The sequence below is a fragment of the Citrobacter sp. LUTT5 genome, assembly GCF_009905315.1.
In the GTDB taxonomy this organism is placed as follows: domain Bacteria; phylum Pseudomonadota; class Gammaproteobacteria; order Enterobacterales; family Enterobacteriaceae; genus Citrobacter; species Citrobacter freundii.
On record NZ_CP047606.1, the window covers coordinates 4,958,218 to 4,978,371 of the forward strand.

17 protein-coding genes, 2 tRNA genes and 1 rRNA gene are annotated in these 20,154 nt (G+C 53.1%); 7 read left to right on the forward strand and 13 right to left on the reverse strand.

Annotated features, from left to right (window positions below; genetic code table 11):
• Nucleotides 1–17 precede the first annotated feature (17 nt).
• Nucleotides 18–347, reverse strand: a complete 330-nt coding sequence (gene trxA / locus GUC46_RS23570) for a thioredoxin TrxA (RefSeq protein ID WP_001280776.1) — start codon at nt 345–347, stop codon at nt 18–20.
• A 143-nt stretch (nt 348–490) separates the two neighbouring features.
• On the opposite strand from trxA, the gene rhlB reads away from it, so the two are divergent.
• Both rhlB and gppA read left to right on the forward strand, forming a co-directional pair.
• Nucleotides 491–1,759: an ATP-dependent RNA helicase RhlB gene (gene rhlB / locus GUC46_RS23575; protein ID WP_003017994.1), complete on the forward strand. Its 1,269-nt coding sequence runs from the start codon at nt 491–493 to the stop codon at nt 1,757–1,759.
• A gap of 136 nt (nt 1,760–1,895) precedes the next feature.
• The gene (gene gppA, locus GUC46_RS23580; RefSeq protein WP_003844615.1) at nt 1,896–3,377 is read left to right on the forward strand and encodes a guanosine-5'-triphosphate,3'-diphosphate diphosphatase; all 1,482 of its coding nucleotides are present in this window, start codon (nt 1,896–1,898) and stop codon (nt 3,375–3,377) included.
• A gap of 47 nt (nt 3,378–3,424) precedes the next feature.
• Here gppA and rep read toward each other — a convergent pair whose 3' ends face one another.
• Entirely contained in the window at nt 3,425–5,446 is a 2,022-nt protein-coding gene (rep, locus tag GUC46_RS23585; protein ID WP_003829018.1) for a DNA helicase Rep, read from the reverse strand.
• Nucleotides 5,447–5,530: 84 nt separating this feature from the next.
• Here rep and ppiC point away from each other — a divergent pair, with 84 nt between their 5' ends.
• A complete protein-coding gene (gene ppiC / locus GUC46_RS23590; protein WP_003017999.1) occupies nt 5,531–5,812 on the forward strand; it encodes a peptidylprolyl isomerase PpiC in 282 nt (93 codons plus the stop codon).
• A gap of 115 nt (nt 5,813–5,927) precedes the next feature.
• Here ppiC and ilvC read toward each other — a convergent pair whose 3' ends face one another.
• On the reverse strand, nt 5,928–7,403 hold the full coding sequence (ilvC, locus tag GUC46_RS23595) for a ketol-acid reductoisomerase (protein WP_003844614.1): 1,476 nt from the start codon (nt 7,401–7,403) through the stop codon (nt 5,928–5,930).
• A 164-nt stretch (nt 7,404–7,567) separates the two neighbouring features.
• On the opposite strand from ilvC, the gene ilvY reads away from it, so the two are divergent.
• Entirely contained in the window at nt 7,568–8,470 is a 903-nt protein-coding gene (ilvY, locus tag GUC46_RS23600) for an HTH-type transcriptional activator IlvY (protein WP_032938443.1), read from the forward strand.
• Nucleotides 8,471–8,642: 172 nt separating this feature from the next.
• The gene (fabV, locus tag GUC46_RS23605) at nt 8,643–9,836 is read left to right on the forward strand and encodes an enoyl-ACP reductase FabV (RefSeq protein WP_003844612.1); all 1,194 of its coding nucleotides are present in this window, start codon (nt 8,643–8,645) and stop codon (nt 9,834–9,836) included.
• Between the two features lie 63 nt (nt 9,837–9,899).
• Here the strand turns inward: fabV and ilvA are convergent, their stop codons facing one another.
• From ilvA to ilvL, 6 genes are all read right to left on the reverse strand, one after another.
• Nucleotides 9,900–11,444 carry a threonine ammonia-lyase, biosynthetic gene (gene ilvA / locus GUC46_RS23610; protein WP_003844611.1) on the reverse strand — a complete coding sequence of 515 codons (1,545 nt, stop codon included), beginning with the start codon at nt 11,442–11,444 and terminating at the stop codon, nt 9,900–9,902.
• Between the two features lie 5 nt (nt 11,445–11,449).
• The gene (ilvD, locus tag GUC46_RS23615) at nt 11,450–13,300 is read right to left on the reverse strand and encodes a dihydroxy-acid dehydratase (protein ID WP_003844609.1); all 1,851 of its coding nucleotides are present in this window, start codon (nt 13,298–13,300) and stop codon (nt 11,450–11,452) included.
• A gap of 60 nt (nt 13,301–13,360) precedes the next feature.
• Complete coding sequence (locus GUC46_RS23620; protein WP_003018014.1) at nt 13,361–14,290, reverse strand: branched-chain amino acid transaminase; 930 nt, start codon at nt 14,288–14,290, stop codon at nt 13,361–13,363.
• Nucleotides 14,291–14,307: 17 nt separating this feature from the next.
• Nucleotides 14,308–14,571 (reverse strand): acetolactate synthase 2 small subunit, encoded by a 264-nt coding sequence (gene ilvM / locus GUC46_RS23625; RefSeq protein ID WP_003018017.1) that lies wholly within the window; start codon nt 14,569–14,571, stop codon nt 14,308–14,310.
• Nucleotides 14,568–16,214, reverse strand: coding sequence for an acetolactate synthase 2 catalytic subunit (gene ilvG / locus GUC46_RS23630; protein WP_003841174.1), 1,647 nt, complete (start codon nt 16,212–16,214; stop codon nt 14,568–14,570). The genes ilvM and ilvG overlap by 4 nt, the downstream gene beginning before the upstream one ends.
• A gap of 139 nt (nt 16,215–16,353) precedes the next feature.
• Nucleotides 16,354–16,452 carry an ilv operon leader peptide gene (ilvL, locus tag GUC46_RS23635; RefSeq protein ID WP_001311244.1) on the reverse strand — a complete coding sequence of 33 codons (99 nt, stop codon included), beginning with the start codon at nt 16,450–16,452 and terminating at the stop codon, nt 16,354–16,356.
• 352 nt (nt 16,453–16,804) lie between these two features.
• On the opposite strand from ilvL, the gene GUC46_RS23640 reads away from it, so the two are divergent.
• Nucleotides 16,805–18,325 carry a YifB family Mg chelatase-like AAA ATPase gene (locus GUC46_RS23640; protein WP_160180761.1) on the forward strand — a complete coding sequence of 507 codons (1,521 nt, stop codon included), beginning with the start codon at nt 16,805–16,807 and terminating at the stop codon, nt 18,323–18,325.
• A 24-nt stretch (nt 18,326–18,349) separates the two neighbouring features.
• On the opposite strand, the gene maoP is transcribed toward GUC46_RS23640, so the two are convergent.
• A complete protein-coding gene (maoP, locus tag GUC46_RS23645) occupies nt 18,350–18,688 on the reverse strand; it encodes a macrodomain Ori organization protein MaoP (RefSeq protein WP_003018025.1) in 339 nt (112 codons plus the stop codon).
• A 106-nt stretch (nt 18,689–18,794) separates the two neighbouring features.
• Between maoP and hdfR the strand changes: the two genes are divergently transcribed.
• Entirely contained in the window at nt 18,795–19,640 is an 846-nt protein-coding gene (gene hdfR / locus GUC46_RS23650) for an HTH-type transcriptional regulator HdfR (RefSeq protein ID WP_085952510.1), read from the forward strand.
• Between the two features lie 99 nt (nt 19,641–19,739).
• On the opposite strand, the gene GUC46_RS23655 is transcribed toward hdfR, so the two are convergent.
• The 3 genes from GUC46_RS23655 to rrf form a co-directional block, all read right to left on the reverse strand.
• A tRNA-Trp gene (locus tag GUC46_RS23655) sits at nt 19,740–19,815 on the reverse strand.
• 52 nt (nt 19,816–19,867) lie between these two features.
• Nucleotides 19,868–19,944 (reverse strand) — tRNA-Asp (locus GUC46_RS23660).
• A 55-nt stretch (nt 19,945–19,999) separates the two neighbouring features.
• A 5S ribosomal RNA gene (gene rrf, locus GUC46_RS23665) occupies nt 20,000–20,115 on the reverse strand.
• Nucleotides 20,116–20,154 lie beyond the last annotated feature (39 nt).

Below are 20,154 nucleotides of genomic sequence, written 5' to 3' on the forward strand. Positions count from 1 at the left end.
CCGATCATGAGACTTCCTTACGCTAAATTAGCGTCGAGGAATTCTTTCAACTGACCTTTGGACAGCGCGCCGACTTTTGTCGCCGCAACTTCGCCGTTTTTAAACAGCAACAGGGTCGGAATGCCACGGATACCATACTTCGGCGCGGTGCCTGGGTTTTGGTCAATGTTCAATTTAGCAACCGTCAGTTTGCCCTGATATTCGTCAGCGATTTCATCCAGAATCGGAGCGATCATTTTGCACGGACCGCACCACTCTGCCCAGAAATCAACGAGGATTGCTCCGTCCGCTTTGAGTACATCCGTGTCAAAACTGTCGTCAGTCAGGTGAATAATTTTATCGCTCATAATAACTCCACAGGAATAAGCCTGGTGCATTGGTGTAGCATTAATCAACGACGTGTTGATGTAGCATTAACCAACTAAAGGTTGACTTTATTTCACCGGATACGCTTTCGTAAAGCAATAGTAAGCTGATATTCTACCACACTATGAGCAAAACACATTTAACAGAACAGAAGTTTTCCGACTTCGCCCTGCACCCAAAGGTGATAGAAGCCCTTGAAAACAAAGGCTTTCATAACTGCACGCCCATTCAGGCCCTCGCGCTGCCGCTAACGCTGGCTGGTCGTGATGTTGCCGGGCAGGCGCAAACCGGTACCGGAAAAACGATGGCGTTCCTGACGTCAACGTTTCATTATCTTCTCTCTCATCCCGCGATTGCCGATCGCAAGGTGAACCAACCGCGTGCGTTAATTATGGCGCCAACGCGTGAGTTAGCCGTGCAGATCCACGCCGATGCCGAGCCGCTGGCACAGACCACTGGTCTGAAATTAGGCCTGGCGTATGGCGGCGACGGTTACGATAAACAGCTGAAAGTGCTGGAAAGCGGCGTCGATATTCTTATCGGCACGACCGGTCGTCTCATCGACTATGCAAAACAGAACCACATTAATCTGGGCGCGATTCAGGTCGTGGTGCTGGATGAAGCCGATCGTATGTACGATCTGGGCTTTATTAAAGATATCCGTTGGCTGTTCCGTCGTATGCCGCCAACCACCCAACGTCTGAATATGCTGTTTTCTGCAACCCTCTCTTACCGCGTTCGCGAACTGGCGTTCGAACAAATGAATAACGCTGAGTACGTTGAAGTCGAACCGGAACAGAAAACTGGCCATCGCATTAAAGAAGAGCTCTTCTACCCCTCCAACGAAGAGAAAATGCGTTTGCTGCAAACGCTGATTGAAGAAGAGTGGCCAGATCGCGCCATTGTTTTTGCTAACACCAAGCATCGTTGTGAAGATATCTGGGGCAGCCTTGCTGCAGACGGCCATCGTGTCGGTCTGCTGACCGGTGACGTGGCGCAGAAAAAACGTCTGCGAATCCTTGATGAATTCACCCGTGGCGATATCGACATTCTCGTTGCGACGGATGTTGCTGCTCGTGGTCTGCATATCCCAGCCGTAACGCACGTATTTAACTATGACCTGCCGGATGACTGTGAAGATTACGTTCACCGTATCGGTCGTACCGGTCGTGCTGGCGCAAGCGGTCACTCTATCAGCCTCGCTTGTGAAGAGTACGCGCTAAATTTACCCGCAATCGAGACCTATATCGGCCACTCGATTCCGGTCAGCAAATATAACCCGGATGCGCTAATGACCGATCTGCCGAAGCCTTTGCGCTTAACGCGCCCGCGCACAGGCAATGGCCCACGCCGTACCGGTGGTGCTCCGCGTAATCGTCGTCGTTCAGGTTAAGAAAAGTTATGCCATACACAAAATCATTCAGCCTGTATCAAGGCGGCAAGAAAACGAATCCTGATGAACCTACTTTAGTAAGTGATTCGGGTGAGAGAACGCAGCCAACACAGATACAGGTTGAAGGATGAAGTGTATGAATTCTACTTCGCTGTATGCGGCAATCGATCTCGGATCAAATAGTTTTCATATGCTGGTTGTACGCGAGGTGGCAGGAAGCATCCAGACGCTCACTCGTATCAAACGCAAAGTGCGTCTGGCTGCTGGACTCAACGGTGACAACGAGCTCTCTGTTGAAGCAATGGAGCGCGGCTGGCAATGTTTGCGCCTGTTTGCAGAACGTCTGCAGGATATCCCGCATCCACAAATCCGCGTGGTCGCCACGGCAACATTACGCATCGCCGTAAATGCCGATGTGTTTATTGCTAAAGCGCAAGAGATCCTCGGCTGCCCTGTCCAGGTGATTAGCGGTGAAGAAGAAGCGCGCCTGATTTATCAAGGTGTGGCCCACACTACCGGCGGTGCAGATCAGCGTCTGGTCGTCGACATTGGCGGGGCCAGCACTGAACTGGTTACCGGTTCTGGCGCGCAAACCACTTCCCTGTTCAGCCTGTCAATGGGCTGCGTCACCTGGCTCGAACGCTATTTTACCGATCGTAATCTGGCACAGGAAAACTTTGACGAGGCCGAGAAAGCCGCTCGTGAAGTTCTGCGCCCGGTCGCCGACAAACTGCGTTTTCATGGCTGGAAAGTTTGCGTTGGTGCCTCTGGCACCGTCCAGGCGTTGCAGGAAATCATGATGGCGCAGGGCATGGATGAGCGCATTACGCTGGCCAAACTTCAGCAGCTTAAGCAGCGTGCCATTCACTGCGGTCGTCTGGAAGAGCTGGAGATCGAAGGGTTAACGCTGGAACGTGCGCTGGTTTTCCCCAGCGGGCTGGCCATTCTGATTGCTATTTTCACCGAACTGAACATTCAATGCATGACCCTGGCCGGAGGCGCATTACGTGAAGGTCTGGTCTACGGTATGCTGCATCTGGCGGTGGATCAGGATATTCGTAGCCGCACATTACGCAATATCCAGCGCCGCTTTATGGTCGATACAGAGCAAGCACATCGTGTTGCCAATTTAGCGACTAAATTTCTCGATCAGGTAGAAAAAAAGTGGCATCTTGAACCGATTAGCCGCGAACTACTGATTAGTGCCTGTCAGTTGCATGAAATTGGCCTAAGCGTTGATTTTAAACAGGCACCACAGCATGCCGCTTATCTGGTGCGCAATCTCGATCTTCCGGGTTTTACACCTGCGCAAAAGAAACTGCTAGCGACGCTGTTACTCAACCAGACCAATCCCGTCGATCTCTCTTCGCTCCACCAGCAAAACGCAGTGCCGCCGCGCATCGCGGAGCATCTTTGTCGTTTGCTACGCCTGGCGATCATTTTCGCCAGTCGTCGCCGTGACGATCTTGTGCCGGAAATTCAACTGGATGCAAGAAACGAGCACCTGACGGTCACTCTACCAGAAGGCTGGCTGGAACATCATCCGCTGGGTAAAGAGTTAATCGATCAGGAAAGCCAGTGGCAAAGCTATGTCCACTGGCCGCTGGAAGTGCGTTAGATGCTGGTTGCCGGATAGTGCTTACACATATCCGGCCCATAAAATACCTACTTCGCTTTAGCTTTCGCCATCATTGCCCGAATATTAGCGATGCTGGCCTGCCCTTTTTGCATCCGCTCCTCTGCGCTCACCACTTTTCGCTCTTGCTCCCAGATAACGTCATCCTGTGGCAGCTCCAGAAGGAAACGACTCGGTTCCGGACGCACCAGCTCACCGTACTGACGACGCTCTTTACATAGCGTGAAGATGAGCTCTTTTTGTGCACGCGTAATCCCTACATAAGCCAGACGACGTTCTTCATCGATATTGTCTTCATCGATACTGCTCTGGTGCGGCAAAAATCCTTCTTCCATTCCCACCATAAACACGTATGGGAACTCCAGCCCTTTTGAGGCATGCAGTGTCATCAATTGCACCTGATCCAGCTCTTCTTCACTCTCTCCACGTTCCATCATGTCGCGTAGGGTAAAGCGGGTAACAACCTGGGTCAGGGTCATTGGCTCTTCCAGCTCACTGCCTTCCAGCATCTCCGTCATCCAACTGAACAGCGTATTGACGTTTTTCATACGCATTTCAGCCGCTTTCGGGCTCGGCGAGGTTTCATACAGCCAGGATTCGTAATCAATACCGTGGATAAGATCGCGCACAGCGGCAACCGGCTCACGCTCCGCCAGACGCTGAATTTCCCCCAGCCAGTGCGTAAAGCGAGTCAGAGAATCATACCCGCGCCCGGTCAGTGTCTGGCTAAGCCCCATATCAAAGCTGGCGGTAAACAGGCTTTTATTACGTGTCATCGCCCATTCCCCCAACTTTTGCAGCGTGGCCGGGCCGATTTCACGTTTTGGCGTGTTTACGATCCGCAAAAATGCGCTATCGTCATCCGGGTTGCTCAGCACGCGCAGATAAGCCAGCAGATCTTTAATCTCCGGACGCGAGAAGAACGACGTTCCGCCGGAAATTTTGTACGGGATACGGTTCTGCATTAGAAACTTTTCGAACACGCGCGACTGATGATTACCGCGATACAGGATGGCGTAGTCTTTATATTGCGTCTTGTTCACAAAATGATGGGCTATTAATTCCCCGGTCACGCGTTCCGCTTCGTGCTCTTCATTATTGGCACTCAGCACCTTCAGTTCAGCACCGTAACCCAACTCGGAAAAGAGTCGCTTTTCAAAGACGTGTGGATTGTTCGCAATAAGGATGTTCGCCGCCTTCAGGATGCGACCTGATGAACGGTAGTTTTGCTCCAGCTTCACCACCTGCAAAGCCGGAAAATCTTTGCTTAACAGTACCAGGTTCTGTGGACGGGCGCCGCGCCAGGAGTAGATCGACTGATCGTCATCGCCCACGACGGTAAAGCGCGCGCGTTTACCTACCAGCAACTTCACCAGCTCGTACTGACTGGTGTTGGTATCCTGATATTCATCCACCAGCAGGTAGCGGATTCTGTTTTGCCAGCGCTCACGCACTTCTTCATTGCGCTGTAGCAGCAGCGTGGGAAGCAGGATCAGATCGTCAAAATCGAGGACGTTACACGCCTTCATATGCGCGTCATACAGACCATAGCAGTGGGCAAAAATACGATCGCGCTCGCCCTTGGCGCTGGCTGCCGCCTGTGCCGGAGTCATCAGATCGTTTTTCCAGTTGGAGATCGTCGAGATCAACTGCTGGAGGATAAGCTTATCGTCTTCGATTAGCCCTTCGGTCAGTTCCTTGAGCAAGGCCACCTGGTCAGTATCGTCAAACAACGAGAAGTTCGACTTCATCCCCAGCGCCGCATATTCACGCTTAATGATATCCAGTCCCAGGGTGTGGAAGGTGGAGATCATCAACCCACGCGCCTCTTTACGACCCAGCGTTTGCGCCACGCGCTCTTTCATCTCGCGCGCAGCCTTATTGGTAAAGGTCACGGCCGCAATATGGCGTGCCTGATAACCACATTCACGGATCAGATGGGCGATTTTATTGGTGATAACACGCGTCTTGCCGGAACCCGCTCCCGCCAGCACCAGGCAAGGTCCGGTGACGAATTCGACGGCTTGTTGTTGTCCGGGGTTCAAACGCATAAAGGGTCACTCATGAAAGTCGGGAGGGGAGAATAACAGCGTGGTAGTATAGCCAGCCTTAACCACCCCACTCAAGGCACGATCATGGCAAAAACAGCAGCAGCAGTGCATATCCTTGTTAAAGAAGAGAAACTGGCACTGGATCTTCTGGAACAGATTAAAAACGGCGCCGACTTCGGCAAATTGGCGAAGAAACACTCTATCTGTCCATCAGGCAAACGCGGCGGTGATTTAGGTGAATTCCGTCAGGGCCAGATGGTTCCGGCGTTCGACAAAGTGGTCTTTTCCTGCCCTGTGCTGGAGCCAACCGGCCCGCTGCACACTCAGTTTGGTTACCACATCATTAAAGTGCTGTACCGTAACTAATAGAAAGCCCGGTGTTAAACACCGGGCTTTTTTTGCCGGATGGCGGCTACGCCTTATCCGGCCTACATCTGCTGTGCGTAGGTCGGGTAAGCGCAAGCGCCACCCGACATCCTATTTAGCCAGCAACGGCAATGCGTTTCATATCGGTCATATAGCCACGCAGTTTCTGGCCCACTTTCTCGATAGCGTGGCTGCGAATCGCATCGTTCACGTCGCGCAGCTGCGCGTTGTCTACCGCACCTTCGGCAATCGCTTTGCCCAGGTCGCCGGTCTGCAGGGTGGTCATGAACTCTTTCAGCAGCGGTACGCAAGCGTAAGAGAACAGGTAGTTGCCGTATTCTGCGGTATCGGAGATAACCACGTTCATTTCGTACAGACGTTTACGGGCGATGGTATTCGCGATCAGCGGCAGTTCGTGCAGTGATTCGTAGTACGCAGATTCTTCGATGATGCCGGAATCAACCATGGTTTCGAACGCCAACTCAACGCCCGCTTTCACCATCGCAATCATCAGAACGCCTTTATCGAAGTACTCCTGCTCACCGATTTTACCTTCAAACTGCGGGGCGGTTTCGAACGCGGTTTTACCGGTCTCTTCACGCCAGGTCAGCAGTTTCTTATCGTCGTTAGCCCAGTCAGCCATCATGCCGGAAGAGAATTCGCCGGAAATGATGTCGTCCATGTGTTTCTGGAACAGCGGCGCCATAATCTCTTTCAGCTGTTCGGACAGCGCGTAAGCACGCAGTTTCGCCGGGTTAGACAGACGGTCCATCATCAGGGTGATGCCGCCCTGCTTCAGCGCTTCGGTGATGGTTTCCCAGCCGAACTGAATCAGTTTTTCAGCATATGCCGGGTCAGTACCTTCTTCCACCAGCTTATCGAAGCACAGCAGAGAACCTGCCTGCAGCATACCGCACAGGATAGTCTGCTCACCCATCAGATCAGATTTCACTTCCGCAACGAAGGAGGACTCCAGCACGCCCGCACGGTGACCACCGGTGGCCGCAGCCCAGGCTTTAGCAATCGCCATACCTTCGCCTTTCGGATCGTTTTCCGGGTGAACGGCGATCAGGGTCGGTACACCGAAGCCACGTTTGTACTCTTCACGAACTTCAGTACCCGGGCACTTCGGTGCCACCATCACAACGGTGATGTCTTTACGGATCTGCTCGCCCACTTCGACGATGTTGAAGCCGTGTGAATAGCCCAGCGCCGCGCCATCTTTCATCAGCGGTTGTACCGAACGTACAACGTCGGAGTGCTGCTTGTCTGGCGTCAGGTTAACCACCAGGTCAGCCTGCGGGATCAGCTCTTCGTAGGTACCCACTTTGAAGCCGTTTTCGGTCGCTTTACGCCAGGAAGCACGCTTCTCAGCAATGGCTTCTTTACGCAGTGCGTAGGAGATATCCAGACCGGAGTCACGCATGTTCAGGCCCTGGTTCAGACCCTGAGCGCCACAGCCGACGATGACCACTTTTTTACCCTGAAGGTAGCTCGCACCATCGGCGAATTCGTCGCGGCCCATAAAGCGACATTTACCCAGCTGTGCCAGCTGCTGGCGCAGGTTCAGTGTATTAAAGTAGTTAGCCATGATGGTGTACTCCGTGATGTTGTGTTGTGGTGCTTATTATTCGGTTCGCAGATTTGTATTTGCGAGATTGAATCCACATTACAACAGGAAATTTATTGCGGAAATTGATATATTCACAACATCACGTTGCAATTTATGCAACGTAGAAAATCGGAGGCTCGTCTGTGGATTTACGCGATCTGAAAATGTTCCTGCATTTGGCTGAAAGTCGCCACTTTGGCCGCAGCGCACGGGCAATGCACGTCAGCCCCTCCACGCTTTCGCGCCAGATTCAGCGCCTGGAAGAAGATCTCGGCCAGCCGCTGTTTGTGCGCGATAACCGTACGGTCACGCTGACCGAAGCGGGCGAAGAGCTGCGCGTATTCGCCCAGCAGACGCTGCTGCAATACCAGCAGTTGCGCCACACCCTCGATCAGCAAGGACCGTCACTGTCAGGCGAGTTACATATCTTCTGCTCCGTCACCGCCGCGTACAGCCACCTGCCACCGATACTTGATCGCTTCCGCGCTGAACACCCGTCGGTTGAAATCAAGCTCACCACCGGCGATGCCGCCGATGCGATGGACAAAGTGGTCACTGGTGAAGCCGATCTGGCGATTGCCGGTAAGCCCGAGACACTGCCCGGCGCGGTAGCGTTCTCGATGCTGGAGAATCTGACGGTGGTGCTGATCGCCCCGGCGCTGCCCTGCCCGGTGCGTAATCAGGTTTCCGTCGAGAAACCCGACTGGTCGACGGTGCCGTTTATCATGGCCGACCAGGGGCCGGTCCGCCGCCGCATTGAGCTGTGGTTCCGCCGTCACAAAATCAGCAACCCATCGATTTACGCTACGGTAGGCGGTCATGAAGCGATGGTCTCAATGGTGGCGCTGGGCTGCGGCGTGGCGCTGCTGCCGGAAGTGGTGCTGGAAAACAGCCCAGAGCCGGTACGTAACCGCGTGATGATTTTAGAACGCAGCGACGAGAAAACGCCGTTCGAGCTCGGCGTCTGCGCGCCGAAAAAGCGGCTGCATGAACCGCTGATCGACGCGTTCTGGAAGATTGTTCTGGAACGTAAATCTGCCGAGTAGCGCCAGCGTCAGGCCTAAAATCAGTGGTAGATTCAGTATTGGCGCTCCTTTTCTGTATAATGTCGTGATCCATTGTAGTGGGGGGCTTGTTAACCATCGCGTTAAGCAGGCCAGAACAGACGGTGTCATTGCGCACTTGACAGCGAAAATACAAACTTAATTAGCCATCATTATGATAATCAAACCAAAAATTCGTGGATTCATCTGTACAACGACCCATCCGACTGGCTGCAAAGTCAACGTGGAAAAGCAGATCGAGTATGTTAAGCAGAACGGGAAAATCGAGAACGGCCCGTCCCGCGTGCTGGTGATCGGTGCTTCCACCGGTTACGGTCTGGCTTCCAGAATTTCTGCCGCCTTTGGCAGCGGAGCCGCCACTATCGGCGTATTTTTCGAAAAACCGGGCACGGATACCAAACCGGGTTCCGCAGGCTGGTATAACTCTGCCGCCTTCGATGAAGCAGCTAAGCGTGAAGGTCTGTACTCCAAAAGCATCAACGGCGATGCGTTCTCTGACGAATGCCGTGATGAAGTGATCAAACTGATAAAAGAAGACCTGGGTCAGATTGACCTGGTGGTTTACTCACTGGCTTCCCCAGTGCGTAAAATGCCGAAAACCGGTGAAATCGTCCGTTCTGCGCTGAAGCCAATCGGTGAGGTTTACACCTCTAAAGCGATCGATACCAACAAAGATCAGATCATCACCGCCAGCATTGAGCCGGCAACCGAAGAAGAAGTTCAGAACACCGTCACCGTCATGGGCGGCGAAGACTGGGAACTGTGGATGGGCGCGCTGAGCGAAGCGGGCGTGCTGGCTGACGGCGTGAAAACCGTAGCCTACTCCTACATCGGTACCGACCTGACCTGGCCAATCTACTGGCACGGCGCGCTGGGCAAAGCGAAAGAAGATCTCGATCGCGCCGCGGGCGAACTGCGTAACCAGCTGGCTCCGCTGAACGGTTCCGCGAACGTTGCCGTACTGAAGTCCGTTATCACTCAGGCGTCTTCCGCCATTCCAGTGATGCCGTTGTACATCTCCATGGTCTTCAAGCTGATGAAAGCACAGGGGATTCATGAAGGTTGTATCGAGCAAATCAACCGTCTGATGACCACCAGCCTGTACGGTGACAAAGTGGCGCTTGATGACAACCAGCGTATCCGTATGGATGACTGGGAACTGCGTGATGACATTCAGCAAGCATGTCGCGACCTGTGGCCGCTGATCACAACCGAAAACCTGGCGCAAGAAACCGATTATGCAGGCTACAAGCAGGAATTCCTGAACCTGTTCGGTTTTGGTCTCGACGGCGTGGACTACGACGCTGACGTGAATACCGAAGTCGAATTCGACGTTATCACGCTGTAATCTGCTGATACAGTAGCAAAAAGGGTTCATGTTTTTACATGAACCCTTTTTTAATGGCTGTTGTTAACCCGCCAGGAAGAACCTGAACGCCGGGTTATGGGTCTCGTCGTGGCACTCATAGCCCAGTTCATTGAGCCGGGTTTCGAAGTCCGGTTCGTTATCGCCCAGCTCAAACGCCGCCAGTACACGGCCGTAGTCGGTACCGTGGCTACGGTAGTGGAATAGCGAGATATTCCAGTGCGTTCCCAGGGTGTAGAGGAACTTCAGCAGCGCGCCCGGCGATTCCGGGAACTCAAAGCTATAAAGGCGCTCTTGCAACGGCTTAGAAGGACGGCCACCGACCATATAGCGCACATGCAACTTGGCCATTTCATCGTCTGACAGATCCACCACGCTGTAACCGCCATCTTTGAGTAGGCTAAGGATTTCCTTACGCTCCTCAACGCCGCGGCTCAGCCGCACGCCCACGAAGATGCAGGCATCTTTGGCGTCAGCAAAGCGATAATTGAACTCGGTCACCGAACGCCCGCCCAGCAGCTGGCAGAACTTCAGGAAGCTGCCCTTCTCTTCCGGAATCGTCACCGCCAGCAACGCTTCACGCTGTTCGCCCAGCTCGCAACGTTCGGAAACGTAGCGCAGGCCGTGGAAGTTAACGTTAGCGCCGGAAAGAACATGCGCCAGACGTTCACCGCGAATATTGTGCTGGGCGATGTATTTTTTCATCCCCGCCAGCGCCAGCGCCCCGGAAGGCTCAGCCACCGCACGTACATCCTCGAACAGGTCTTTCATTGCCGCACAAATAGCATCGCTATCGACAGTGATAATATCGTCGAGATATTCCTGGCACAGACGGAAGGTTTCATCGCCAATACGTTTCACCGCTACACCTTCGGCAAAGAGACCCACACGCGGCAGATCCACCGGATGACCAGCATCCAACGCTGCTTTCAGGCAGGCCGAATCTTCCGCTTCCACGGCAATCACTTTGATTTGCGGCATCAGCTGTTTAATCAGCACCGCAACACCTGCCGCTAATCCGCCACCACCAACAGGCACGAATACGCGATCGAGATGAGCGTCCTGCTGGAGCAGCTCCAGCGCCAGCGTGCCCTGCCCGGCAATCACCATCGGATGATCAAACGGTGGAACCCAGGTAAAACCCTGCTGCTGCGACAGCTCAATCGCTTTGGCTTTGGCTTCATCAAAATTCGCGCCGTGCAGCAGCACTTCTCCGCCGAAGCCGCGAACGGCATCGACTTTGATATCGGCGGTAGCCGTTGGCATGACAATCAGCGCCTTCACGCCTAATCGCGCAGAAGAGAACGCGACACCCTGAGCATGATTACCCGCCGATGCGGTGATGACCCCATGCGCTTTTTGCTCTTCGGTCAAGCCCGCCATCATGGCATAGGCACCGCGTAGCTTGAAGCTGTGAACGGGTTGACGGTCTTCGCGCTTCACCAGAATGACGTTATCGAGGCGCGAAGAGAGCTTTTCCATTTTCTGTAGCGGCGTTACCTGTGCCGCTTCGTATACCGGCGCACGCAGTACCGCTCTGAGATACTCAGCGCCCTCAGGAGCACCGGATAGAGGTTGTGAATCCGCCATGGTCATTATCCCCCGAGCTTCGACTTATCGCGCACCGCACCTTTGTCGGCACTGGTTGCCAGGCTGGCATAGGCGCGCAGTGCAAAGGAGACCTGACGTTGACGATCTTTTGGCGTCCAGGCTTTGTCACCGCGAGCTTCCTGCGCTTCACGGCGCGCAGCGATTTCCGCATCACTCAGTTGCAGTTGAATGCCACGATTCGGGATATCAATGGCAATCATGTCACCATCTTCGATAATCGCGATATTACCGCCGCTGGCCGCTTCCGGAGAAACGTGACCGATTGAAAGCCCCGAAGTACCGCCGGAGAAACGACCATCGGTAATCAGCGCACAAGCCTTGCCGAGGCCCATCGATTTCAGGAAGGTGGTTGGGTAGAGCATTTCCTGCATGCCTGGCCCGCCTTTCGGCCCTTCGTAGCGAATGACAACCACGTCGCCAGCCACCACTTTACCGCCGAGGATTGCTTCAACCGCATCGTCCTGGCTTTCATACACTTTTGCCGGGCCGGTGAATTTCAGGATACTGTCATCCACGCCTGCAGTTTTTACGATACAGCCGTTTTCCGCAAAGTTACCGTACAGGACTGCCAGACCGCCGTCTTTGCTGTAAGCATGTTCCAGCGAGCGGATGCAGCCTTCAGCGCGGTCGTCATCCAGCGTATCCCAACGGCAGTCCTGCGAGAACGCCTGGGTGGTACGGATGCCCGCCGGTCCGGCGCGGAACATTTTTTTCACCGCGTCGTCTTTGGTCAACATCACGTCATACCGATCAAGCGTTTGCGGCAGAGTCAGACCCAGCACGTTTTTCACGTCGCGGTTCAGCAGTCCGGCACGATCCAGTTCGCCTAAAATACCCAGTACGCCGCCTGCGCGGTGCACGTCTTCCATATGGTATTTCTGCGTGCTCGGCGCCACTTTACACAGCTGTGGGACTTTGCGGGACAGCTTGTCGATATCACTCATGGTGAAGTCAATTTCCGCTTCCTGCGCCGCCGCCAGCAGGTGCAGAACAGTGTTGGTGGAGCCGCCCATGGCGATATCCAACGTCATGGCATTCTCAAACGCCGCCTTGCTGGCAATGTTGCGCGGCAGCGCAGAAGCATCATCCTGCTCATAGTAGCGTTTAGTCAGCTCAACGATGCGTTTACCCGCGTTAAGGAACAGCGTTTTACGGTCGGCGTGAGTGGCCAACAGCGAACCGTTACCCGGCTGCGACAGGCCCAGCGCTTCGGTCAGGCAGTTCATCGAGTTGGCGGTGAACATGCCGGAGCAGGAGCCGCAGGTTGGACAGGCGGAACGTTCAACCTGCTCGCTTTGTGAGTCGGAGACTTTCGGGTCAGCGCCCTGAATCATCGCATCAACCAGGTCGAGCTTGATGATTTGGTCAGAGAGCTTGGTTTTCCCGGCTTCCATCGGACCGCCGGAAACAAAGATCACCGGAATATTCAGGCGCAAAGAGGCCATTAACATCCCAGGGGTGATTTTGTCGCAGTTAGAGATACAGACCATCGCATCGGCGCAGTGGGCGTTAACCATGTACTCAACGGAGTCAGCAATCAGCTCGCGGGACGGCAGTGAATACAGCATGCCACCGTGCCCCATGGCGATACCATCATCCACAGCAATGGTGTTGAACTCTTTCGCCACGCCGCCTGAGGCTTCGATTTGTTCGGCAACCAGTTTACCGAGATCGCGCAGGTGGACGTGACCCGGAACAAACTGGGTAAAAGAGTTCACCACAGCGATAATCGGTTTACCGAAATCATCATCGGTCATCCCGGTGGCGCGCCACAGTGCGCGAGCACCCGCCATATTGCGGCCGTGGGTGGTGGTAGCAGAACGATACTTAGGCATGCTTGATTAACTCCCGTCTGTCTAATAATTGGGACGGTGCGTGCCGTCCCAAATTTATGTTTATTGATTAACCTGATCCAACCAGCCGTATTTATCTTCCGTTTCACCAGTGAAGAGGCCAAAGAAGGCCTGCTGGATGCGTTTGGTGACCGGACCGCAGCGGCCTTCGCCCACCTGGATACCATCGACGCTGCGTACTGGGGTGATTTCGGCCGCGGTACCGGACATGAACACTTCGTCGGCCAGGTACAGCGATTCACGGGACAGCACCTGCTCACGCACTTCGATATCGAGATCTTTCGCCAGCTTAATGATCGCGTCACGGGTGATACCCGGCAGTGCAGAAGAGGTAAACGGCGGGGTAAACAGAATGCCGTCTTTTACTTCAAACAGGTTTTCACCCGCGCCTTCAGAGATGTAACCATTCACATCCAGGGCAATGCCTTCCTGATAGCCATGACGACGCGCTTCACTACCCACCAGCAGCGAAGACAGATAGTTACCGCCCGCTTTGGCCGCTGTAGGGATGGTGTTCGGCGCAACGCGGTTCCAGGAAGAAACCATCGCGTCGATCCCCTGTTCCAGCGCTTCAGCACCAAGGTAAGCGCCCCACGGGAACGCAGCGATGATCACGTCAGTGGTGTATCCCGCTGGCGGGTTAACGCCCATCCCCACGTCGCCAACAAACACCAGCGGACGGATATAGGCGCTGGTCAGATTGTTTTTACGAATCACCTCACGGCAAGCTTCCATCAGCTCATCAACGCTCTGAGAAACCGGAAAACGATAGATCTTGGCTGAATCACGCAGACGCTGCATATGTTCGCGATGACGGAACACCACCGGCCCTTTGTGAGAATCGTAGCAACGGATGCCTTCAAATACAGAAGTACCGTAGTGCAGCGCGTGGGACATCACGTGAACCTTAGCGTCTTCCCAACGAATCATCTCGCCATTAGACCAAATGTAATCAGCTTTTTTCGTCGTCATTTTTCTTCCTTTTGCGCTCAGGCGCGGATTTGTTGTGATGTGGTTGTGCTCTGGCAGATAGCAACATGTGCAACGTCTACCAGTTTACTTAACTGACTAAACAGTAAGTCGACCGACCGGGGGCTGGCAACGGTCAATTCGATATTTATATTCTGCGCGTCGCTGGCGGCTTCCATATTCATGGAGCACACCTGAAAACCGCGATGGCGTACCACGCGTAAAACACGTTCTAACGTTTCCGGATTGAACCGAGCCTCAACGGCGACCTGATGTTGCATCATGATAATTTCTCCAGCATTTCTGAGTTACTGGCACCTGGCGGTACCAGAGGCCAGACATTCTCAAGTTCGTCGATTGAGACATGAAGCAGGTATGGCCCCTCGCTGTTCAGCATGGTGTCGAGTGCCGCTTCAACCTGGTCTTTACGGGTGATGTGTTGACCTGGGATGCCGAAGGCACTGGCCAACATGAGGAAATCGGGGTTATCGGTAAGGGTGGTTTCGCTATAACGTTCCTGGAAAAACAGCTGCTGCCATTGTCGCACCATGCCTAACCGCTGGTTGTCGAGTAAAACTATCTTCAGCGGCAACTGCTTGCGTTTTACGGTGCCGAGCTCCTGTACATTCATCATGAAGGAACCGTCACCGGAGATACAGATTACCGTATCGTTCGGGCGAGCAACCTGCGCGCCAACCGCTGCTGGCAAGCCAAAGCCCATCGTGCCCAGGCCGCTCGAGGTGATAAAATTTTCCGGGCGGGTGTAGGTCATATGCTGCGCCGACCACATCTGATGCTGGCCAACATCCGTTGTCACTACGCTGTCCGCGGGTTTGCGATCGGACAACTGCTTCAACAACAGTGGCGCGTAGATAGCCTCACCGGGATGATCATAGCGCCAGGTATGCTCTGTGCGCAGTTCAGCACTATGCTGACGCCATGCGTCAATCTTCAGCGATTGCTGCAATGCCGGCAGCAGAGAATTTAAATCACCCTGCAATGCTACGTGCGCCTGGCGCAGCTTGTTCATTTCCGCAGGGTCGATATCCATGTGGATCACGCTGGCGTTTGGTGCGAAGGTATTCAGCTTGCCGGTTACCCGGTCATCAAAACGCGCGCCCACTGCAATCAGTAAATCACATTCTTGCACCGCGAAATTTGCCGCTTTAGTGCCGTGCATTCCCAACATACCCAAATAGTATGGGTAGTCAGCCTCTACTGCGCCCAGCCCCTTCAACGTGCAGGCGACCGGCATTTGGGTTACCGCGATAAATTCACGCAGGGCCGGGACCGCCTGCGCCATACCAACGCCGCCACCTACGTACAGGATAGGTTTCTGCGCTTGTGCCAGCATTTTACGCGCCTGCTCAACGTCAGCGTGCGGGAAAACCTCTACGTTTTTGACTGTCGTAAAATACGGCTCCAGCGTACCGCTGGCCAATTGGATGTCTTTCGGGATATCAACCAGAACCGGCCCCGGACGACCGGAATTCGCCACAGCAAAAGCTTCAGCCATGATGCGCGGCAGCTCTTCCAGTGACTGCACCAGGAAACTGTGTTTGGTGCAGGACAGAGACATACCCAGAACGTCCACTTCCTGGAACGCATCCGTTCCGATGAAAGATGATGCCACCTGGCCGGTGATCGCCACCACAGGAACTGAATCTAACAGCGCATCGGCAAGGCCCGTGATCAGGTTGGTAGCACCAGGCCCGGAAGTGGCGATACACACGCCGGTTTTACCGGTCGCACGGGCATAGCCAATTGCTGCCATTGCCGCGCCCTGCTCGTGTCGGCACAACAGGTGTTCTACGCCGCCGTCATATAACGCATCGTAAACCGGCATAATTGCGCCACCAGGATAACCAAAGACGGTTTGAACCCCTTGTGCACGCAACGCATGTACCACCCACTGTGCCCCATTCATAGTTACATCCCCGCCGTAAATCTTGAGAAACAGAATTTTATGCTACCGTTCACTTTCTGCTCCTCGTGTATGTTTTTAAGGTCAAAAAAAACCCCCGGACCTTTCGGTGCGGGGGTCTTAGTTCGTTAAGGCTTGTTTTCTAAGCCTTTCCTCGTCCAAGTGCAGCCCCGCACGGTGGGATAATAATCACCACCACGCTAATCACGACCAGGCTAATCACTCGTAGAAGGGCTGTCATTTTTGTATTTTCTTGCATCTTGTTCGAAGGAATACCTAAAGAGTTACCATAGAATTTGCAAATGACACAAGATATTTTTTTATTCGTTTTTCTGACGACGTTAACGGTTTAGATAAATATCGTTGTTTTTTAAACAAAAAATCAAAGGTGAAAATATTTCACGTTTCAGGTGATTCTCGGCTACCCATTCCCTACTAAAAACGCCATGCAAAAGCGTTTGCGAGCGCTATTCCAGACTTAATGTAATCAGTGTTGAGCTACATAAAAACACGGGAATAAGCCTCTAAAAACCGTAATTATGTGAAATCTTGCAGCGATGTATTGCGACATAATACTTTCATCAGGAGGGCTTATGTCACTATCGATTGTTCACACACGCGCTGCGCTGGGCGTGAATGCGCCAGCCATTACCATCGAGGTACATATCAGCAATGGTTTGCCTGGTTTAACCATGGTGGGATTACCCGAAACAACGGTAAAAGAGGCCCGCGATCGGGTTCGCAGTGCGGTAATTAATAGCGGTTATGAATTCCCGGCAAAGAAGATAACCATAAACCTCGCTCCGGCCGATCTCCCAAAAGAAGGGGGACGATATGATTTACCTATCGCAGTTGCGCTTCTGGCCGCTTCTGAGCAGCTTACTACCCATAATCTCGATACATATGAGCTGGTAGGTGAATTAGCGCTTACAGGCGCGTTACGCGGCGTTCCCGGTGCGATATCAAGTGCAACCGAAGCCATTCGCGCAGGCAGGAAAATTATTGTCGCAAAAGAGAATGCAGCTGAAGTTGGACTAATACAGGGTGAAGGGTGCCTGATAGCCGATCATCTACAGGCAGTATGCGCATTCCTCGAAGGTAAGCATGATTTAGACAAACCATCATCAGCAGATTTTATCCCCTGCGCATTAGCAGATGATCTGAGCGATGTTATCGGCCAGGAACAGGGTAAACGCGGGCTGGAGCTTACCGCAGCTGGCGGTCATAACCTCATACTCATCGGCCCTCCGGGTACGGGTAAGACTATGCTGGCCAGTCGCCTGAGAGGATTGCTTCCGCCACTGAGTAACGATGAGGCACTGGAAAGCGCCGCGATTCTTAGTCTGGTCAATTCCGACACGCTACAGAAACAGTGGAAACAACGCCCTTTTCGCTCTCCGCATCATAGTGCTTCATTAACCGCCATGGTCGGTGGAGGCTCTATTCCTGCGCCAGGCGAGATCTCTCTGGCGCATAACGGCATACTATTTCTGGATGAACTACCCGAGTTTGAGCGGCGCACACTGGATGCACTGCGCGAACCCATTGAGTCCGGACAGATACATCTATCCCGCACCAGAGCAAAAATCACCTATCCCGCTCGCTTTCAACTCATAGCCGCCATGAATCCCAGCCCAACAGGCCATTATCAGGGGAACCATAACCGCTGCACCCCAGAGCAGACGCTACGCTACCTCAATCGATTATCAGGTCCATTTCTTGACCGCTTCGATCTCTCTCTCGAAATCCCTTTGCCACCGCCCGGGATACTCAGTCAGAACCAGGTAAAAGGGGAAGATAGCGCAATGGTGAAGCAACGTGTTATGGCAGCGCGAGATCGTCAGTATCGACGACAAAATAAGTTAAACGCGCATCTGGACAGTCAGGATATCCATAAATACTGTCCACTGCGCAGTGATGATGCACAGTGGCTTGAAGAAACGCTCGCGCATCTCGGATTATCCATCCGCGCCTGGTTACGCCTGATAAAGGTTGCTCGAACGATCGCGGATATAGAACAATCTGACCATATCTCTCGCCAGCACTTACAGGAGGCTGTTGGGTATCGGGCGATAGACAGATTACTCATTCATTTGCAAAAACTACTGGCATAAAAAAAGGGCTTTCGCCCTTTTTTATTAATCATCAGATTCGGTGTAGTCTTCCGCACCTTCCACCTGAGGTTTCCCGCCAGACAGCGTGTGGAAGCGTTTTGGACGCTTAATGCGCGTCATGTATTTGGACCACACACGTTCAGCTTCGGTAACCGGTTCGCGCTCACCACGGCATACCGCAACAAACAGTTTTTCTTCTTCCGTTACCGGCTCACGCTTGCCCAGATCCAGCTCGTTGAAAGCATAACCGTGACGCTCAAGCAGTTGTGCTTCTTTAATGGTGAAATCACCATGACGGGAGAATCCGCGGGGATAATATTTATTATCGAAATATCGATTAGTCGTCGTAAAGCTTTCCGCCATCCTGCACGCTCCTAATTCTTTGGCCGAGCTATTTATGGCGCGGAGTATTAGTTACGCTTGACAGAGCGTCAAACAAAAGATTTAAATCATAACGACAAATAATTTTATGGAGCGAGTTGTGGATACGGAATTGTTAAAAACTTTCCTGGAAGTTAGCCGGACACGCCACTTTGGCAGAGCTGCTGAAGCGCTCTATCTGACCCAATCAGCGGTTAGTTTCCGGATCAGACAACTGGAAAATCAATTGGGTGTAAACCTGTTCACCCGACACAGAAACAATATCCGTTTAACCGCTGCAGGTGAAAAATTACTGCCTTACGCTGAAACGCTGATGAATACGTGGCAAGCCGCACGTAAGGAGGTTGCGAATACCTCGCGGCATAACGAGTTTTCTATTGGTGCCAGCGCATCCCTCTGGGAATGCATGCTTAATGGCTGGCTGGGGCGTTTGTACCAATCCCAGGAGCCGCAATCCAGCCTGCAGTTTGAAGCGAGGATCGCTCAGCGACAGTCATTAGTAAAACAGCTCCATGAACGACAGCTTGATCTACTGATTACTACCGAAACGCCCAAAATGGACGAATTTAGCAGCCAACTGTTGGGATATTTCACGCTGGCGCTCTATTGCAGTTCTCCTTCGCAAACCAAGGATGAACTGAATTATCTGCGTCTGGAATGGGGACCTGACTTTCAGCAACACGAAGCGGGATTGATTGCGGGAGATGAAGTGCCGGTACTCACCACCAGTTCGGCAGAATTGGCCAGGCAGCAACTTTCAGTCCTTAGAGGCTTTAGCTGGCTTCCGGTCAGTTGGGCTAAAGGTAAAAGCGATCTCCATACGGTTACTGACAGTACAACCCTTTCGCGCCCGTTATATGCAGTTTGGCTGCAAAACAGCGATAAACATGCGCTGATTTGCGACTTGCTGAGAACGAATATTCTGGAAGATTAAAGAAAATACGGGCAAGGATGCCGGGAATAAAACAATTGGAAGGCACAGCGCAAATTGCAGATAAAAAAAATCCTTAGCAAGAATGCTAAGGATTGTTTCTGGCAGGGGCGGAGAGACTCGAACTCGCGACACCCGGTTTTGGAGACCGGTGCTCTACCAACTGAGCTACGCCCCTAAATTTTTTTATCATTAAGCCTGCTTAGTAGCAGGCTTAATTTTCTAATAAGTGGCGGAACGGACGGGACTCGAACCCGCGACCCCCTGCGTGACAGGCAGGTATTCTAACCAACTGAACTACCGCTCCACCGAATTTCTTTGTCACTACCCGGATTCTTCATCCCGGTTTACTGCAATTTGATGCCTGGCAGTTCCCTACTCTCGCATGGGGAGACCCCACACTACCATCGGCGCTACGGCGTTTCACTTCTGAGTTCGGCATGGGGTCAGGTGGGACCACCGCGCTACAGCCGCCAGGCAAATTCTGTTATTAACCCGCTTTTCGCCGGTTAATGTT